Annotated in this window: 14 protein-coding genes, 3 tRNA genes and 2 pseudogenes; 14 read left to right on the top strand and 5 right to left on the bottom strand. The window is 65.8% G+C overall.

All coding sequences use genetic code 11. The features are described 5' to 3' along the window. Positions 1-48: 48 nt before the first annotated feature. The 4 genes from hisF to CKV91_RS07435 all read left to right on the top strand — a co-directional run bounded on the left by hisF (position 49) and on the right by CKV91_RS07435 (position 3,462). Positions 49-810, top strand: coding sequence for an imidazole glycerol phosphate synthase subunit HisF (gene hisF, locus CKV91_RS07450; RefSeq protein ID WP_065860623.1), 762 nt, complete (start codon positions 49-51; stop codon positions 808-810). A 37-nt stretch (positions 811-847) separates the two neighbouring features. Next, positions 848-1,243, top strand: coding sequence for an HIT family protein (locus CKV91_RS07445; protein ID WP_021103509.1), 396 nt, complete (start codon positions 848-850; stop codon positions 1,241-1,243). A gap of 20 nt (positions 1,244-1,263) precedes the next feature. Continuing rightward, a complete protein-coding gene (ilvC, locus tag CKV91_RS07440) occupies positions 1,264-2,232 on the top strand; it encodes a ketol-acid reductoisomerase (protein WP_065860624.1) in 969 nt (322 codons plus the stop codon). 129 nt (positions 2,233-2,361) lie between these two features. Then, positions 2,362-3,462 carry a branched-chain amino acid aminotransferase gene (locus CKV91_RS07435; protein WP_065860680.1) on the top strand — a complete coding sequence of 367 codons (1,101 nt, stop codon included), beginning with the start codon at positions 2,362-2,364 and terminating at the stop codon, positions 3,460-3,462. A gap of 207 nt (positions 3,463-3,669) precedes the next feature. Here CKV91_RS07435 and CKV91_RS07430 read toward each other — a convergent pair whose 3' ends face one another. Next, on the bottom strand, positions 3,670-5,142 hold the full coding sequence (locus CKV91_RS07430; protein WP_065860625.1) for a metallophosphoesterase family protein: 1,473 nt from the start codon (positions 5,140-5,142) through the stop codon (positions 3,670-3,672). Further along, entirely contained in the window at positions 5,142-6,416 is a 1,275-nt protein-coding gene (locus CKV91_RS07425) for a thymidine phosphorylase (RefSeq protein WP_065860626.1), read from the bottom strand. The genes CKV91_RS07430 and CKV91_RS07425 overlap by 1 nt, the downstream gene beginning before the upstream one ends. A 55-nt stretch (positions 6,417-6,471) precedes the next feature. On the opposite strand from CKV91_RS07425, the gene CKV91_RS07420 reads away from it, so the two are divergent. The 4 genes from CKV91_RS07420 (at position 6,472) to CKV91_RS07405 (ending at position 8,702) form a co-directional block, all read left to right on the top strand. Beyond that, on the top strand, positions 6,472-7,353 hold the full coding sequence (locus CKV91_RS07420; RefSeq protein ID WP_021103503.1) for a fumarylacetoacetate hydrolase family protein: 882 nt from the start codon (positions 6,472-6,474) through the stop codon (positions 7,351-7,353). Between the two features lie 43 nt (positions 7,354-7,396). Then, on the top strand, positions 7,397-8,341 hold the full coding sequence (locus CKV91_RS07415; RefSeq protein WP_095141101.1) for a CPBP family intramembrane glutamic endopeptidase: 945 nt from the start codon (positions 7,397-7,399) through the stop codon (positions 8,339-8,341). A gap of 96 nt (positions 8,342-8,437) precedes the next feature. Next, positions 8,438-8,509: transfer RNA gene (locus CKV91_RS07410), tRNA-Gln, on the top strand. A 117-nt stretch (positions 8,510-8,626) separates the two neighbouring features. Next, positions 8,627-8,702, top strand: a tRNA-Glu gene (locus CKV91_RS07405). A gap of 156 nt (positions 8,703-8,858) precedes the next feature. Here CKV91_RS07405 and CKV91_RS07400 read toward each other — a convergent pair. Further along, positions 8,859-9,581 (bottom strand): IclR family transcriptional regulator, encoded by a 723-nt coding sequence (locus CKV91_RS07400; protein WP_021103501.1) that lies wholly within the window; start codon positions 9,579-9,581, stop codon positions 8,859-8,861. A 375-nt stretch (positions 9,582-9,956) separates the two neighbouring features. Between CKV91_RS07400 and CKV91_RS07395 the strand changes: the two genes are divergently transcribed. From CKV91_RS07395 to CKV91_RS07380, 5 genes and pseudogenes are all read left to right on the top strand, one after another. After that, positions 9,957-10,658: a lysophospholipid acyltransferase family protein gene (locus CKV91_RS07395; protein WP_081672439.1), complete on the top strand. Its 702-nt coding sequence runs from the start codon at positions 9,957-9,959 to the stop codon at positions 10,656-10,658. 78 nt (positions 10,659-10,736) lie between these two features. Next, positions 10,737-11,837 (top strand): D-alanine--D-alanine ligase family protein, encoded by a 1,101-nt coding sequence (locus CKV91_RS07390; RefSeq protein WP_021103499.1) that lies wholly within the window; start codon positions 10,737-10,739, stop codon positions 11,835-11,837. A 24-nt stretch (positions 11,838-11,861) separates the two neighbouring features. After that, the gene (locus tag CKV91_RS07385; RefSeq protein ID WP_021103498.1) at positions 11,862-12,932 is read left to right on the top strand and encodes a thiamine-phosphate kinase; all 1,071 of its coding nucleotides are present in this window, start codon (positions 11,862-11,864) and stop codon (positions 12,930-12,932) included. A 122-nt stretch (positions 12,933-13,054) separates the two neighbouring features. Next, a pseudogene (locus CKV91_RS10145) lies at positions 13,055-13,735 on the top strand (DNA translocase FtsK); the annotation flags it as partial. Positions 13,736-13,981: 246 nt separating this feature from the next. After that, positions 13,982-15,613 (top strand): annotated as a pseudogene (locus tag CKV91_RS07380) (DNA translocase FtsK); the annotation flags it as partial. Between the two features lie 276 nt (positions 15,614-15,889). Here CKV91_RS07380 and CKV91_RS07375 read toward each other — a convergent pair. Beyond that, positions 15,890-16,504, bottom strand: coding sequence for a DUF805 domain-containing protein (locus tag CKV91_RS07375; protein WP_065860629.1), 615 nt, complete (start codon positions 16,502-16,504; stop codon positions 15,890-15,892). 106 nt (positions 16,505-16,610) lie between these two features. Beyond that, a tRNA-Val gene (locus CKV91_RS07370) sits at positions 16,611-16,684 on the bottom strand. Between the two features lie 52 nt (positions 16,685-16,736). Here CKV91_RS07370 and prfB point away from each other — a divergent pair. Continuing rightward, complete coding sequence (gene prfB, locus CKV91_RS07365; RefSeq protein WP_021103494.1) at positions 16,737-17,846, top strand: peptide chain release factor 2; 1,110 nt, start codon at positions 16,737-16,739, stop codon at positions 17,844-17,846. Positions 17,847-17,887 lie beyond the last annotated feature (41 nt).

Genomic DNA, 17,887 nt, shown 5'->3' with positions numbered 1-17,887 from the left:
CCTGCGGAGCTGGGGCGAATACTGCTCGGCTGGCAGTAGGGTTCGGACATGGGTGTTGCGCTGCGCGTCATCGCGTGCTTGGACGTCAAGGACGGTCGCGTCGTCAAGGGGGTGAACTTCACCGGTCTGCGCGATGCGGGCGATCCGGTGGGGATGGCTCGCAGCTATGGCGAGCAGGGGGTGGACGAACTCACCTTCCTCGACATCTCGGCCTCCGAGCAGGGACGACGTACCACCATGCAACTCGTGACGAGGTGCGCCAACACGGTGTTCATCCCACTCACGGTGGGCGGGGGAGTGCGCACCGTGGACGACGTCGACGCCCTGCTGCGCCACGGCGCCGACAAGGTGAGCATCAACACCGCGGCCATCGCCGATCCGAGCGTCATCGCCACGATTGCCGACCGATTCGGAAACCAGGTGGTCACCCTGTCGCTGGACGCCCGACGGGAGGCGGGCCAGCCTTCCGGTTTCGGCGTCACCACCCACGGGGGCAGCCGTGCCGCTGGTCTGGACGCCGTCGAGTGGGCTCGCCGTGCCGTGGATCTGGGGGCGGGGGAGATTCTGCTCAACTCGATGGATGCCGATGGCACCACGGCTGGATTCGACCTGGAGATGATCGAGGCACTGCGAGACGCCGTGGACGTCCCGCTGGTGGCCTCGGGCGGTGCCGGAACCGCAGACCACTTCGTGCAGGCCGCCCGAGCCGGTGCCGATGCCGTGCTGGCTGCCTCGGTGTTCCACTACGGCAGGCTCACCATTGCCGAGGTCAAGGATGCGCTGCGCGCAGCAGGATTCGAGGTGCGTTGACCCTCGCCGCACCGAAAACTCTGGTAAAAGAAGGGGCATGGATTGCCTTTTCTGTTCCATCATCTCCGGTGACGTCGAGTCACGGCAGGTTGCCAGCGACGACGTCAGCCTCGCCTTCCTCGACGTGAGTCCTGCCCAGGAGGGCCACACCCTGGTCGTGCCGCGTCACCACGTCACCTCCGCCCTTGACGACGAGGGCGAGCTGGCCCGCATCATGCCCATGGTGACGAAGGTTGCCCACATCCTCGTCGACAAACTCGGAGCCAGCGGGGTCAACCTGCTCGTCAACAGCGGTACCGTGGCCGGTCAGAGCGTCGATCACCTGCACGTCCACGTCATCCCGCGCTACGAGAGCGAGCCGGGCATGTCGCATGTGCGTACCCAACTGCCGATGCGTCCGGTCGACGAGATCCACGCCCAGCTGTGCAGCTGACGTCAACGAAGGAGACATCCATGGCCGCCATCCATTCCGGGGATGCCGATCTCTCCATGATCCAGGACCGGGAGGTCGCCGTCATCGGGTTCGGGCCCGAGGCTCGCGCCCACTGCCTCAACCTGCGTGACTCCGGGGTGGATGTGCGGGTCGGTCTGGCCCCGGGCTCCAGCGGCATTCCTGCTGCCCAGGCCGAGGGGTTGCCGGTGATGTCGATTACCCAGGCCTGCCAGGAGGCCGACGTCATCGCCGTTCTGCTCGCCGACGAGCAGATCCCCACGATCTACGCCGAGCACATTGCTGCCCACCTGGGCGATGGTGATGCCCTCGTGTTTCCACGCGGTTTCAGCGTGCACTTCGGGCAGGTTGAGCCGCCTCGCGGGGTGGACGTCTGTCTGGTGGCGGTCGAGGAGTCCGGTGCGACGATGCGGCGTCACTACGAGGACGGACACGCCGTCCCGGCCCTGCTCGGCGTCCACCAGGACGCGACCGGTCGGGCATGGGACCTCGCCAAGGCCTACACCAAGGCCATCGGCGGGCTGCGGAACGACGCCTTCGCCACGACGATGGGTGAGCAGACCCAGGCCGAGCTGTTCAGCGAGCAGGTGGTGCACGGCGGTCTGGCACAGTTGGTGCAGATGGGTTTCGAGACGCTGGTCCAGGCCGGGTGCCAGCCCGAGGTGGCCCACCTCGAGATGCGGCACGTGCTCAAGGACGTCATGAATCAGATGACGGAAGGGCAGGGAAACACCTCACAGGACGCCACCGCCGAGTACGGCAGTCTGCTGGCTGGCACGAGAGTGATCGACGGACACGTCCGAGCTGCCATGAAGGCGGTCCTCGACGACATCGGTTCGGGTCAGTTCGCCAACCGGTTCCGTGCCGATCAGGATGCCGGTGCCCCCGAGCTCGCCCGGCTGCGCGCCGAGCACGCCAGTCACCAGCTGGTGAGCACGGACGAGCGAATCCGTCCCTGCCCCGGTCGCTGATCGCTCCCGTCCCTGGCCCGAGCCCCTGCCTCGACCATCGTTCGAGCGGCTGGGCTGTCCGGAGCTGATCACGGTGTCCGTCATACGAACTGTCCGGCATGGGCGGGGTCAAGGTATAGCGTGACGACCATGACTTTGAGTTTTGCTGCCCCGGATCGTCCCCATTGGTCTGACCAGGAACGGATCGACGAGATTCACGCCGCTCCCAAGATTGGCCAGCACTTCGGCGAACAGGTCAGTGACCACATGGCGGTCGCCGATTGGACCGTCTCCAACGGCTGGTCCGGTGACGCGATCACGGACTACCAGCCCCTTGCGGTGAACCCTGCCAATGCCGTGCTTCACTACGCTCAGGAGATCTTCGAGGGACTCAAGGCCTATCGCCATGCGGACGGCTCGGTGTGGCTGTTTCGCCCCGATGAGAACGCACGGCGGTTCAACGCCTCGGCCACACGACTCGCACTGCCGCACCTGCCCGAGGAGGACTTCCTCACGGCGGTACGTCAACTCGTTGCCACCGACGCACGCTGGGTCCCCGACCCGGGTTCGGGTGAGAAGAGCCTCTACCTGCGACCGGTGATGTTCGCCAATGACGACTTCCTGGGGGTCGCGCCAGCTGGCAAGGTGCGGTTCGCCATCCTCGGCTCCCCGGTCGGCGCATACTTCTCCGACGGGGTGCGTGCCGTCGACATCTGGGTGGAGCGTCACGAGGTGCGTGCCGTTCCCGGTGGTACCGGTGCCGCCAAGTGTGGCGGCAACTACGCCGCCTCGCTCACTGCACAACTTGCCGCGCAGGATCGCGGGTGCGCCCAGGTGCTCTTCCTCGACGCCGTCGAGCACACCTGGATCGAGGAGCTCGGTGGCATGAACTTCATGGCCGTCACCAATGATGGCCGACTCCTCACTCCGGAGCTCACCGGAAGCATTCTGTCCGGCATCACCCGCAAGTCCATCCTCCGGCTGGCCCATGACCTGGATCTGGTGCCGGTGGAACGCAGGATCTCCATCGACGAGCTCCACGACGCGGTGCGTGCCGGGACGGTCCAGGAGGCCTTTGCCTGCGGCACGGCTGCTGTCGTCACCCCGATCGGCGCCCTGGTCGACGAGAACGGACGATTCGAGCTGCCCTCACCCATTGGAGAGGTGACGATGACGATCCGCCAGAGGCTGCTCGACATCCAGTTCGGCCGCGTCGAGGATCCCTACGGCTGGACCCAGAAGGTCTGCTGAGTCACCGAGACCGACCGGGATCGGTCGGAGGGCTCGATCCCGACCAGTCCAGGCCGCGAACCAGATTCTCCGCCCCACGAGGGCAGAGGGGTGCATCGGGCTGAGAGGCGCATCGGATGGGTGCCAGACCGGTGCCTGCCCCTCGGCCGGTCCTGCCGGAGTTCAGCGCCGTCCTCCAGTGCGGCACGTCCCAGTCGGGCGCGGGCCTCAGCTCGAGGTGAGGGTGAACCGATCAAGGACCACCGGTGTCGGTTCCTCCTGGGTCATGTCGGCGATCCAGCTGGTGAGCACTCCGGTGCCGGTGTCGAGCAGCTGGAAGACGACGTGGTCATCGCTGGCGACGTAGGGCAGCAGTGCACCATGTGCGTCGTGCAGGGGATGGACGGTGGGCACCTGCGGGGTGAGACCACCGGGATCGTCGGCGGCACTGTAGTTGCCGACCTGCCATGGTTCTGGTGGTACGTGCCGCCAGACTTTTTGGGCCGTCGTGTACGCCCCGTAGGAGTTGCCGGTGTTCGACCCCTCGAAGTAGTGGGTGTCACCGCTGCAGAACCGATTCCACAGGTGTGAGTGGCCGCTCGCGACCAACTGCACCCCGGCCTCCTCCAGCAGCGGACACAGGTGGTTGAGCAGCGGATTGTCACGCTGGTCGTAGTCGTACCGGATGCCGATCAGTTCGCCCGTGTCGTCGTACTCGTCATGGCGTTGGGGATCGGCGAATGGGGGAGTGAGGTTCTCCCCGAGCCCGTGCGGCCCCTCGTGCATCTGGACGACGGTGTAGCGCGCCGCTCTGCGTTGCGGCGAGTCGAGTTCGTCAACCAGCCACTGCCATTGTGGGGAGCCGGGGGCGATCGACTCGTGGATGAAACATCCCCGGCCGTGGCGTTGCGGATCTCCGACGTCGGCACTCGCCTCCTGGTAGCGGCTGCGTTGCCGGGCCCGGGGGTCGGCGTTCACGTCGAACCCACGCCACATTCGTGCCACGAACAGGGTGATGAGACGCACATTGCCGATGGTGACGGCGTACCACGGTCTGGCACCGGTGATCTGCCGGTAGGAGTCGATCGAACAACTGCTCGGTCCGAGCTCCCCAGACACCTCGTGGTTGCCGATGGCCGGATACAGGGGGACGTTCTGCACCAGTGGCGCACCACGGTACGCCCTGCCGTTGGCAGCGGTGCTGCGTGCTCGGCCCTGCATGATCGGCAGGAACTGCCGAATCTCGGCATCGTCCTCAGCGCTGGGGTGCGGACCGAACCAGTCTGCCGCCCGGTCCGGGGAATTGACCAGATCACCGGGCATGATGACGGCGTCGACGGGGCCGACCGTGGCCGCGGCCAGTTCCATGTTCGCAGCGGTGTGGGGTTTGGCCTGGTGGTCGCTGGTGATGAGCAGTCGCACCCTCGACCCCTTGCCAGGGGCAGGACGCAGGGTGAAACGCGGTGAGGCCTGGCCATCGCTGATGACCCGATACCCCAGGCCACCGGCTTGCAGCCCGCCCACCCGGGCCCGGTGTCGATGCACGGCACGATCCATCCGGGTGAGTCTCGTCGTGGTGGCCGGAATCCGGCGTCCGTCGTCCAGCTCGACGACGTGACGTGCGCCCGCCTCGGTGGTGAACCAGACGACGTCGACGCCGTGTGCATCGGGCCACAGCAGAAGTGGATCGGACAGGAACATCAGTCCACGTGTCCCACGACGATCGGCCGGCAATCAGATGAATCCCCCAGGGTGAAGGCTCCCTCGAGTGCCGCCCGGGCCCGGTCGACGGCCTCGGGGGCGTCGGTGAGCAGGGTCGCCAGCGGCTGCCCGGTCACCACCCGGTCGCCGGGGCGTACCCGCAACAGCACGCCGGCAGCAGCTTGAACCGGATCCTCCTTGCGCGCCCGTCCGGCCCCCAGACGCCATGCGGCGATGCCGACGCTCATGGCATCGATGTCGGTGACGACGCCGTCATGGGGCGCGTGCAGATCATCGGAGTGCTTGGCGATGGGCAGTGCGGCATCCGGGTCCCCGCCCTGGGCACGGATCATCGCACGCCACACGTCCATGGCCGCCCCGGAGGCCAGCACCTGCTCCGGGTCGGCGTCCAGACCCGCGGCCTCGACCATCCGCCGGGCCAGGGCCACCGTGAGCTCGACGACGTCGGACGGGCCGCCACCGGCAAGTACCTCGATGGCCTCGGCGACCTCGATGCCGTTGCCGCAGGCGTACCCCAGAGGTACGTCCATCCGGGTGATGAGCGCGCTGGTGTTCACGCCAGCAGCCTTGCCCAGCCCCACCAGCCGACGCGCCAACTCCCGGGAGTCCTCCTCGGTCTTCATGAAGGCACCCGAACCGGTCTTGACGTCGAGGACGAGCGCGTCGGTGCCCTCGGCGATCTTCTTGCTCATGATGGAGCTTGCGATGAGGGGGATCGACTCCACGGTCCCGGTGACGTCGCGCAGGGCGTAGAGCTTCTTGTCGGCCGGTGCCAGCCCGGGCCCGGCAGCGCACACGACGGCCCCGACCTCCTCGAGCTGACGCATCATCTCGTCATGGGTGAGGTTCGCTCGCCACCCGGGAATGGCCTCCATCTTGTCCAGGGTGCCGCCAGTGTGCCCCAGGCCCCGTCCGGACAGCTGTGGCACGGCTGCCCCGCACGCGGCGACCAAGGGAGCCAGGGGCAGGGTGATCTTGTCGCCGACCCCGCCGGTGGAGTGCTTGTCGACCGTGGGACGTGACAGACCGCTGAAGTCCATCCGGTCGCCGGAGGCGATCATGGCGTCGGTCCACTGGGACAACTCAGCATCGTCCATTCCGCGGAAGAACACCGCCATGGCCATGGCGGACATCTGCTCATCGGCGATCGTGCCAGTGGTGTAGGCGTCGATGAGCCAGTCGATTTCCTCCTGGGTGAGTCGTCCGCCGCCACGCTTGGTGCGGATGAGATCGACAACGTCGAATTGTGTCATGGGCCAACAGTATTGCAGTGACGATCCAGTTCGGCAGCCCCGTTAGTCTAAAGACATGCGAATCGCCCGTTACGCCCCCGCAGATGGGGATCCTGCCTTCGGAATCGTGGAACTTGCGGCCGACGGTGGTGACCACCCCGACACCATCGCCCAGATCACCGGTGACCCAGTTGCCGGACCGGTGCAGTACACCGGGGCCAGGGTGAACCTGGCCGACGTCCGACTGCTCAGCCCGGTGATTCCCCGGTCCAAGATCATTGGTGTGGGACGCAACTACCCTGCACCGGGCACGGGACGCCCGGATCCCGGCTCGACCCGAGCCGCTGGTGATGGGTCCGCCGCCTCGGCCGGGGTGGGGCAGGGATCGGCTGACTCGTCGTCCCTCATGACGTTCCTCAAGCCCAACACGGCCGTCATCGGCCCCGACAGCCCCATCGTGCGTCCGGACGACTGCACGGATCTGCAGGTCGAGGGTGAACTGGCCGTCGTCATCGGACGAATCTGCAAGGACGTGCCGGTCGAGCGAGCCCAGGAGGCCATCTTCGGGTTCACCGTGGCCAATGACGTCACGGCTGATGGCGACTGGGGTGCCGACGACATGATTCGTGTCAAGGGATCGGACACCTTCTGCCCGCTGGGGCCGTGGATGGTCACCCACTTCTCGGTGGCCGAGGCCGGCAACGTACGGCTGCGCACCACGGTGGACGGAACGGTGTGTCAGGAGTCGTCCACCAGCGAGATGATCCGCTCCGTCTCCGAGCTCGTCAGCGAGATCTCGTCGCGACTGACCCTGCTGCCCGGTGACGTCATTCTCACCGGCACACCAGCGGGAGCTGCAACGGTCGTGCCACGACAGCAGGTCGAGGTGGAGATCGAGGGGATCGGCACCTTGGTGAACTCCGTGGTCGCAGGGCAGAACGCGGTTGTCGAGGGCTGACATGGCTGAGTCGAGACGCCGTGGTGCCCCCCGTCTGGTGCCGATGAGCCGTGGCCAGTGCGTTCCCCCCGAGTCCGGGGTCGACTACGCCCATGTCCTCGATCTGCCACCCGACGGCATGGCCCGGGGGCTCATCGGCGTCGCCGGGGCCATGCTGGGCTATGCCGTCGTGGTTCCGCTGCTCACCCAGCTGTTCATCGCCCTGGGATGGCTCGTCACCGGCATGCCCGGCACATGGCAGCAACACTCGGCACGGGCACTGCGCTACGAGACGGTCGATGGCTTGATCGCCACCCATCTGGGGCTGGCAGGTCTCATTCCCATCGTCGTGCTTCTGGCGAAATTCGTGCATCATCGTCGCGCCACGTGGATCTGGTCGGTGCAACCGGGTTTCCGGTGGCGATTCGCCCTGTTGGTGGCCCTTGTCGCGGGGGTCGTCATCAACGTCACCCAGGTCATCGTCAAGGGCGGGGACTCCTGGGGGTTCACCGCACCCTCGGACTGGTGGGTGTGGCTCATCGCCATCCTGCTCACTTCGCCACTGCAGGCGGCTGCGGAGGAGGTTCTGTTCCGCGGCTACTTCATGAACTGTCTGGGGTCGATGGGCGCCAACCGGTGGGTCGCCGTCGTCGTCTCGGCGCTGGTGTTCGCCCTTGCCCACGGCACCCAGAACATGTGGCTGTTCGCAGACCGGTTCACGTTCGGCCTGCTCGCTGGTGCCCTGGTGATCCTCACCGGGGGCTTGGAGGCGGGGATCGCAGCGCATGTGCTCAACAACCTCTTCGCCTTTGGGTACTCCGTGTTCCGGGGTGGGGCCTCCGTGGCCCGAGGGTTGACGTCGATGGGCTGGGTCGACGCGCTGTGGGATGTCACGGGATTCCTGGCCATCGCGCTGGCTGCCTGGTGGATCTCGCGATGGATGACGGTGGCGACGAGGACCCCGGATGACCTCGTCATGGCTGAGCTTGAGCACTCTGGCAAGGCGTGATGACGGCAGGGGTGGCCCAATTTGCGAAGCTTTCAGCACTGCTGCTAGAGTTCTACGTCGTTGCACGGGTTGGTGAAACCAATCGGTGAAATCCCTTGGGGTATAGGGTAATTGGCAGCCCGACAGATTCTGGTTCTGTTAGTCCAGGTTCGAGTCCTGGTACCCCAGCGCAGTACGTGTGAGCTGGTGACTTGGCAATCCGGTGAGCGGCTTGCTAAGCTTCCACGGCGCCGTCAAGCAGTTGACGGCCGGCTGAGCATGCAACTGTCACGAGAAGTGAACAATGGCCTCGTAGTGCAGCGGCCTAGCACGCGGCCCTCTCAAGGCTGAAACGGCGGTTCGAATCCGCTCGAGGCTACCATTGGCACATGCGGTCCAGACATCGGTCTGGACCGCATTTCTGTTGCCTCTGTCACAGGACCCACCAGCTGGCACACGTCGTTGGCGCATCCCTCGTTCGTGGTGTTCTCGTTGCGTCGGTACTCTCACAGCGGTGGTGCCCCTCACCGGGGATTGCTCACTCAGCTGTGCGACGCAGCACCTCCGAGAGCCGCTCACCGGCGGCGATGACGGCTGGAGCATGGATACGTCCGGGCTGGCGCGACAGTCTGCCAATCGGCCCGGAGACCGAGACAGCCGCAATAACCTTGTCCGAGGGGGAACGTACGGCTGCCGAGACCGAGGCGATTCCCTGCTCCCGCTCACCCACCGACTGTGCCCAGCCACGTTTGCGCACGGCAGCCAAGGTGACGGCCGAGAACGACGAGTGGGCCAGACTGCGGCGGATCTTGTCGGAGTCCTCCCAGGCAAGCAGGATCTGAGCGGCAGAACCAGCATCCATGGACATGAGGCTGCCCACCGGGATGGTGTCGCGCAGGCCAGTCGGGCGCTCGGCGGTCGCGACGCACACCCTGCTCTCACCCTGACGGCGATACAGCTGCGCCGATTCACCCGTGATGTCTCTCAGACGAGCGAGAATCGGCCCGGACGCCGCCAACAGACGATCCTCGCCAGCAGCAGACGCGAGCTCGGCCAGACGCGGCCCCAGGATGAATCGTCCGTGCAGATCGCGTGCGACGAAGCGATGATGCTCCAGGGCGCGGGCCAGACGATGGGCGGTGGGCCGAGCCAGTCCAGTGGTCTGCACGAGGTTTGCCAGGCTCGCCGGGCCGGTCTCGAGTGCGGCGAGCACCAATGCGGCCTTGTCGAGTACGCCGACGCCGCTGCTGTATTCGTCCATATGCTAAGACTAACGTCTCATTTGGCAGCGGTGTCGGGCGCCCTCCAAATAAAATTGTTCCGGCACGGTTTCACCACTGCAGGACACCACTGCGAGAAAGGTCATGAGGCCAGGCCCACGGCCGGGGTACTGCAGTCCAACTCGTTGCATGACTCGCCACCTGCCTGGTGGTGCCTGGTGGGCCGACAGTGTTTCTGGTGTGCAGTCACGGGACGGATTCCGCGTCCTGCGGCCAGAACGTTCTGGGGCCAGTACAGTGTGGTTGTTCACTCTCGAGAGGATGATTTCGTGCGTCGGGTACAGCTGACCAATTCCAGTGACCTGCCCGCCCCCGTGGTGGGGGCCGTCTCGGGCTGCCTGGCCCACCTGGCCCAGATGGCCACGGACATGGAATTCACTGGTGTGGAGAATCTTCCCGCCCAGGGGCCCTGCCTCATCGTGGGCAATCACATCTCCAACTACGATCCCGTCGTCATGGGGGCATTTCTGCTCTTCAACGGCAGGTTTCCGCACTGGCTCGCCAAGAAGGAGCTGTTCTCGGTGCCGGCTCTGGGATGGCTTGCCTCGGTCTCCGGCCAGATCCCGGTGGATCGCTCCCACCCCGATCCCCGCCTCATCCTCGGAACGGCACGCGAGCAGCTGGAGCACGGCCGGACGGTCATCATGTACCCCGAGGGGACGATCACCGCAGACCCGCTCGGGTGGCCGATGACCGGACGTACCGGCGCAGCTCGACTGGCACTGTCGTGTCCGGTTCCAGTGATCCCGGTGGGCCAGTGGGGGCCACAGGAGGTCATGGGTTTCAAGAAGATGACCTTCCCCAGGTTCTTCCCGCACAAGACGATGCGCCTGAGTGTGGGTGAACCCGTGCGATTGTCGGACCTGTGGTACCACCAGGACGATCGCGCTGCCGTCACGGAGGCCACCGAGCGCATCATGGCTGCCATCGACGCCCAGGTGGAGATCGTGCGTGGGGAACACGTGCCGGCCAGCCGATACGATGGGCGTACCGGTCTACGGGTGCCTCGCTGGGCAACCGGTACCGCCACCCGCACCGACAGTGCCGTGGGCAACTGACGCGCCTTGCAGCAATGACGAGATAGGCTTCCTCATCGCGTATGCTTCGTGCACGGATTTTCTCGGAAGGACTGCTCCATGGCTGACCCAATCACGGTGGCTGTCGTCTTCGGCGGGATGAGCTCGGAACACTCCATCTCGTGCCTGACGGCTGCCAACGTCGTCGCTGCGATGGATGCCGATCGCTTCACGGTCGTGGGAATCGGAATCTCACCCGATGGGGTGTGGACCTCGTGGAGTGCGCAGGACGTCCTCGACCTTCCGAGGACTGGCTCGCTTCCCGAGGTGAGCAGTGTCGGCCATCCGGGCGTCACCCTGCAACGACATGCCGACGGCTGCCATCTCGTCACCAGTGACGGGATCGACACCCCCATCGACGTGATCTTCCCACTCCTGCACGGCCCCTACGGTGAGGACGGCACCATCCAGGGGCTGCTCGAGATGAACGGGGCTCGCTACGTCGGCTGTGGTGTGGCGTCCTCGGCGAACTGCATGGACAAGCACCTCACCAAGGTGGTGCTGAGTGAGGCGGGCATCCTGGTGGGCCCCTACGTCGTCGTGCGTCCCCATGAGTGGGAGGACGACCGTCAGGGATGCCTGGACCGCATCGGCGAGCTCACGATGCCGGTCTTCGTCAAGCCCGCTCGTGGCGGCTCGTCGGTCGGCATCACCAAGGTCACCACCGGTGATGATCTCGTGGCCGCCATCGAGCAGGCGCGTCGGTTCGATCCCAAGGTCATCGTCGAGCAGGGGATCACCGGTCGAGAGATTGAGTGTTCCGTGCTCGACGGCCACGGCGGACACGCCCCGCGGGCATCGGCACCCGGTGAGATCATCGTTCACGACCCCGATGGTTTCTACGACTTCCAGGCGAAATACCTCACCGGGCAGGATCGGGCGACCGTGTCCATCCCGGCGGATCTGGACGAGGCCACCAGCGCACGGGTGCAGCAGGTCGCCATCGACGCCTTCCGTGCCCTGGGCTGTGAGGGTCTGGCGCGCATCGACACCTTCGTCACCGGTGACGGCACGATCTACGTCAACGAGCCCAACACCATGCCCGGATTCACCACGACTTCGGGGTTCCCCCTCATGTGGCAGGCCAGTGGGCTCACGTACCCCCAGATCGTCACCGAGCTGGTCGAACTGGCCCTGGAACGGCCGCTGGGGCTGCGATGAGGCCGCGCTGCTAGCGTATGAGCCATGACCGAGCAGACCATCGCCCAGGTGGGGGAGTTCCCCCTCATCGACTCCCTCGTCGCCCCGCTGTCCATGGGACCACAGGTGCAGCTGGGCCCCGGTGACGACGGGGCCGTGGTCACCATCGACGGATCCATGGTGGTCTCGGTCGATCTTCTCATCGAGAACTCACACTTTCGCCGTGACTGGTCATCGGCCCATGACGTCGGGCGCAAGGCGATCGCCGTCAACGTCGCAGACATCGAGGCCATGGGCGCCCAGCCGCTCACCGTCGTGCTGGGGTTCAGCACCCCCGCCAGTCTGCCGGTGCGATGGGCTCGCGAGTTCATGGCTGGTATGGCCCAGGAGGCGCAGCTCGCGGGTGTCAGCATCGTCGGGGGAGACACCACCAATGGTGAGATCATCAGCATCTCGGTCACCGTCATGGGGCAGACGGCAGGGCTTGCCCCAGTGCGTCGCGACGGCGCCCAGGTGGGTGACGAGGTGGCCTACGTCGGTCGACTGGGGTACGCCGCCGCAGGTCTCGACCTGCTCATGCACGGGATCGGCTGGCTCCAACCGGGGGAAGGGGCACACCAACGCGGATTCGACGGTTCCACGGCAGACGCAGCCCGGCGTTTCCAGCACGATGTGTCCAGATACCGGGAAACCATCGAGTCACAGCGTCATCCACAACCGCCGTACGGTCAGGGTCGAGTGGCAGCTCGCGCCGGGGCGCACGCCATGATCGACGTCTCCGACGGCCTCATCGCCGATCTGGGGCACATTGCCCAGAACTCCGGGGTGAGGGTGAATCTCCGCTCCGAGGCATTCATCATTGCCGAGCCGGTACGTGCGGCTGCCGAACGCATCGACACCGATCCCATGACGTGGATGCTCACCGGGGGAGAGGATCATGCCCTCGTCGCCACCTTCGCACCTGGCACCGTGCCCGAGGGCTGGACGGTCATCGGCAGCGTCGATGCTGCCGCCGGACCCGACGCAGCCGGTTCCGCACCGATGGGGCACCCGTGCATCATGGTTGACGGTCAGCAATGGCAGGGCGCCGGGGGCTGGACGCATTTCTCGTCGTGACGGCGCCGATCGAGTCCGCCGGTTCGACTCGTCACACGGGCTGACGAGCCCCTGACCCACCCTGCCCGCTCACAGACTCTGCCGCTGGAGGATCAGGTCGTGCCACGCGTGCCTGACGGGGAATGTCTCACCACTTTGGTAGCGTCCAGAGCATGGCTACTCGTGGGGCCTCCCCGTCACGGTCGCGCAAGAAGACCGGGGCAACCACCCAGGGGAGGAAGAAGCAGACGTCGACCAGCTCGCGGAGCAAGAAGTCGACGTCTTCTCGTGCGTCCACCTCCAAGGCCACCACATCGCGCAAGAGCGCCTCACGTGGAACGGCGTCGAGCGCCCAGAATCCGGTCTCGCGTGCCCTTTCCGCCACCTGGGGCGGATTGGTGGGCGCCATGGGGGCGTTGGTTCGCCGTATTGGCTCGAGCCTGCCCACCCCACAGAATCGCCGCGACGGGGCAGCCACCATCACTGCCTTCGGATCGATCCTCGTGGCCATCGCCTTCTGGTTCCAGCTGCCCGGCCCGGTCGGTGACGCCCTACGGATCGGCGTCTCCACCATTTTCGGCATGATCTCCTACGCCCTGCCGATCGCCGGATTCTGGATGTCGTGGCGTGCCTATCGACACCCTGACCGGCTGGGTTCGGGAAGTCGGCAGCTCGGCGGTTGGCTGGTGCTGTGCCTGGGGCTGCAGGGGCTCGTCAATGTCGCCGACGGGCTGCCTGGCCCCGACGATGCCGCAGCCATGCGGGACGCCGGCGGCATCCTCGGATTCATCTCCTCACACCTGCTCTCCGACATCCTCACTGTCTGGGGAGGGGTCCCCCTGCTCGCCGTGCTCACCGGTCTCGGCTCCTACCTGGTTGCCGGTCCTGGTCTCGGCAGCCGGATGTCCGCCCATCGAGCCAACCGCAGGCAACGCCAGCAGCGTCGTCAGGAGGAGCTGGAGCTCGATTCCCGGGACGCCTACGAGACCCCGCTGGTGGGTGATGGCGACGACGATGACATCCCCACCCTCCCCGGTGCCGCCTACAATCCCGGACTGCTGGGTCGGGACGCCGATGAGACCCCGACCGCCGTGCTTGCCGAGACGAACGACCAGGAACAGTCGGAGGGTCGTTCCCGGACCACGGCGGGTCTCCCGGCTGATTTCACGGTCCACGAGCATGCCGATCTGCAGCCCGCGGATCAGGAGCCCATGCCCGAGCGCGTCGAGCAACTGGCCGACGACGTCGCCTACACCCTGCCGTCCTACGATCTGCTCAAACCCGGCTCGGTGCCGCAGGCGCGCACCGAGGCCTCCGACGCCGTCGTGGCGAAGCTCACCGGGGTGTTCAACGAATTCGGTATCGACGCCAAGGTCACCGGTTACTCCCGAGGACCGACCGTCACGCGTTACGAGGTGGAACTCGGGGCTGCGGTCAAGGTGGAGAAGGTCACTGCGCTGAGCAAGAACATCGCCTATGCCGTGGCCTCACCCGAGGTACGTATTCTCTCCCCGATCCCGGGAAAGTCCGCCATCGGCATCGAGATCCCCAACACGGACAAGGAGATCGTCTCCCTGGGCGATGTGTTGCGCTCCGCGAAGGCCCGCAATGACCACAACCCGCTCGTCGTGGGGCTCGGCAAGGACGTCGAGGGTGGATTCGTCATCGCCAATGTGGCCAAGATGCCCCACCTGCTGGTGGCCGGCGCCACCGGCTCGGGCAAGTCGAGCTTCGTCAACTCACTCATCACCTCGGTGATGATGCGAGCCACTCCCGACGAGGTGCGCATGATGCTCGTTGACCCCAAGCGCGTCGAGCTCACCCAGTACGAGGGGATCCCCCATCTGGTGACGCCGATCATCACCAGCGCCAAGAAGGCCGCCGAGGCTCTGCAGTGGGTCGTGCGTGAGATGGATCAGCGTTACGACGACCTGGCCGCCTTCGGGTTCCGGCACGTCAAGGACTTCAACAAGGCCGTCAAGGCGGGTCAGGTGCAGCTGCCCGAGGGGTCCCAGCGCACCCTGGCCCCCTACCCGCACCTGTTGGTCGTCGTCGACGAGCTGTCCGACCTCATGCTCGTGGCTCCTCGTGACGTCGAGGACTCGATCGTGCGAATCACCCAGTTGGCCCGTGCTGCCGGTATCCACCTGGTGCTGGCCACCCAGCGCCCGTCCACCGACGTCGTCACTGGACTCATCAAGGCCAATGTGCCCTCACGTCTGGCCTTCGCGACCTCGTCGATGACGGATTCCCGAGTGATCCTGGACCAGCCGGGTGCGGAGAAACTCGTCGGTCAGGGCGACGGGCTCTTCCTGCCGATGGGGGCATCCAAACCGATCCGTGTGCAGGGATCGTGGGTCTCGGACGCGGAGATCCACACGGTGGCCGAGCATGTGCGCTCCCAGATGGCGGCCCATTACCGGGAGGACGTCGCCGCCCCGCCAGCGACGAAGAAGGTTGCCGAGGACATCGGTGACGATCTGGAACTCGTGCTGGAGGCTGCAAAACTCGTCGTCGAGCTGCAGCTGGGATCCACCTCGATGCTGCAACGCAAATTGCGCGTTGGGTTCGCCAAGGCTGGCCGCCTCATGGACATCCTCGAGACCCGCAATGTCGTCGGCCCCTCGGAGGGGTCCAAGCCGCGTGAGGTGCTCGTACGTCCCGACGACCTGGACGACGTGCTGGCCAATCTGCAGGCCTGAGCACTGCGACAGCCCCTGAGTGCAGCGACGTCCTGACACCCTGAACGCGACACCTGAGACCGAGTTTCCCCGGCGGGAGTTTTCCCGCGGCGGGCGGTGTGAATCCGTCGAAGGACGGTGGGGATCCGGGACAGCACGATCCTCAGGAGACAACGCGACCCCCAGCACACGGTCAGTGCTGGGGGTCGGTGTGGTCGTGGAGCAGCAACTGCTCAGCCGTTCGCTGGTCGACCGGCTGGCCCCTCGGTCAGCCCAGGTACCTCTCGGTCAGCTCTCTCACTCCTCAACCGGTAGCGTGCCGTTGTCGTACCTGCGCCAGGCATCGGGATGGGAGGACTGGCAGTAGAAGACCAGCAGGACGATCCAGCCAACGACGGGAAGCAGGGCCCAGAAAAGGTTGAATCCACTGCGGTTGGTGTCGTGAAGACGACGCACGCCCAAGGCGATTCTGGGGACGAGGGTCGCGAGCTCCCACACGAGTGACAGCACCGAGTAGAGCGTGCTCGGATTCGTGGTCGAACCACCCATGCCACCGTTGATGCCCCCGAGGACTGCTCCAACGAGGATGTTGAGCAGAACTACCCACCAGAACTCCGAGCGGGAGGCGCGGCCGTTGAACACGGCGTAGTTCTTGAAGAAGAGCCTTACGGCGGTGGGGAAGGAGACTCGGGGTCGCGGATGGCCTACCTGCTGTGGTGTGTAGGGATCGTAGCCGCATGGGTTGGGTGCGTACTGGCCCCGGCCTGGCTGCTGGTCCTGCGGCTGCTGGGGGTACTGCGTTGCGTGCGGGTTCTGTTCATGTGAGTTGCCCTGCCCTTGGGGGATGTCGGAGGCGGGGCGTTGAGGCTGGTCCTCCGGAGTCTTGTAAGGGCCCCACTGGTCGTTCGGCATGTGTCTCCTTGTGCATTGGGATTGCTGAGGTCAGTATAAGTGAACACCATTGCTGGCCGGTGAGTGGAAGAAACGAGGGGACGTGTCCCGGGGAGGGCTTCAGGGGTGGGCACAGCCGGTCTCGAACCGACGACCTCCTGCGTGTAAGGCAGGCGCTCTGACCAACTGAGCTATGTGCCCCTGCGTCGTGGGCATGTGCCCCCGAACCGAACAGACGATAGAGTACCTTATTGTGGCATTGGTAGACCTGCAACAGACCGTTGATGAGCTCAATCACTCCCTGGAGTCGATCGAGCTCGTCCTCGATCCTGAGACGAAGAAGAAAGAGATCGCCGAGCTGGAGCAGCAGGCTGCTGCCCCCGATCTGTGGGACGACCAGGAGCACGCCCAGAAGGTGACCTCCCGGCTGTCCGCCCTGCAGGCTGAGCTGTCCCGTCTGGAGAAGCTGCGTTCGCGTCTTGAGGACGTCTCCGTCCTGCTCGAGTTTGCCGCCGAGGGTGACGACGAGGACTCCGAGAAGGAGGCCGAGCAGGAGCTGGAGCGGATGCGCGACGAGATCGATTCCCTCGAGGTTCGCACCCTGCTCTCCGGCAAGTACGACGAGCGTGAGGCAGTCGTCACCGTGCGTTCCGAGGCCGGTGGCGTGGATGCTGCCGACTTCGCCGAGATGCTGCTGCGCATGTACACCCGATGGGCCGAACGTCACGACTACAAGGTGGAGATGCTCGACACCTCCTACGCCGAGGAGGCTGGCATCAAGTCGGCCACCTTCATCCTGCACGCCCCATACGGCTATGGCACCTTGTCGGTGGAGTCCGGCACCCACCGTCTGGTGCGCATCAGCCCGTTCGACAACCAGGGACGCCGCCAGACCTCCTTCGCCGGTGTCGAGGTGCTCCCAGTGGTGGAGGAGGCTGACCACGTCGACATCCCCGACTCGGACCTGCGTGTCGACGTCTTCCACTCCTCAGGTCCCGGCGGCCAGGGCGTCAACACCACCGACTCGGCCGTGCGCCTGACCCACCTGCCCACCGGGATGGTCGTCACCTGTCAGGACGAGCGTTCCCAGATCCAGAACAAGGCTGCCGCCATGCGCGTGCTGCAGGCCAAGCTGCTGGAGAAGGCCCACCAGGAGCAGGAGGCCGAGATGAACTCGCTGAAGTCCGAGGGCAACTCGTGGGGTGCCCAGATGCGCTCCTACGTGCTGCACCCCTACCAGATGGTCAAGGATCTGCGCACCAACTACGAGGTCGGCAACACCGATGCGGTCTTCGACGGCAACATCGACGGGTTCATCGACGCCGGTATCCGGTGGCGGCGCAGCACCGAGAACGAATCCTGAGAATCCTCAGACTTACCTCACTGCAGACGGCTCGCTCGGGC

Origin of the sequence: Cutibacterium granulosum, assembly GCF_900186975.1 — a bacterium.
Classification (GTDB): domain Bacteria; phylum Actinomycetota; class Actinomycetes; order Propionibacteriales; family Propionibacteriaceae; genus Cutibacterium; species Cutibacterium granulosum.
This window is presented reverse-complemented; position numbering and strand designations above follow the sequence as displayed.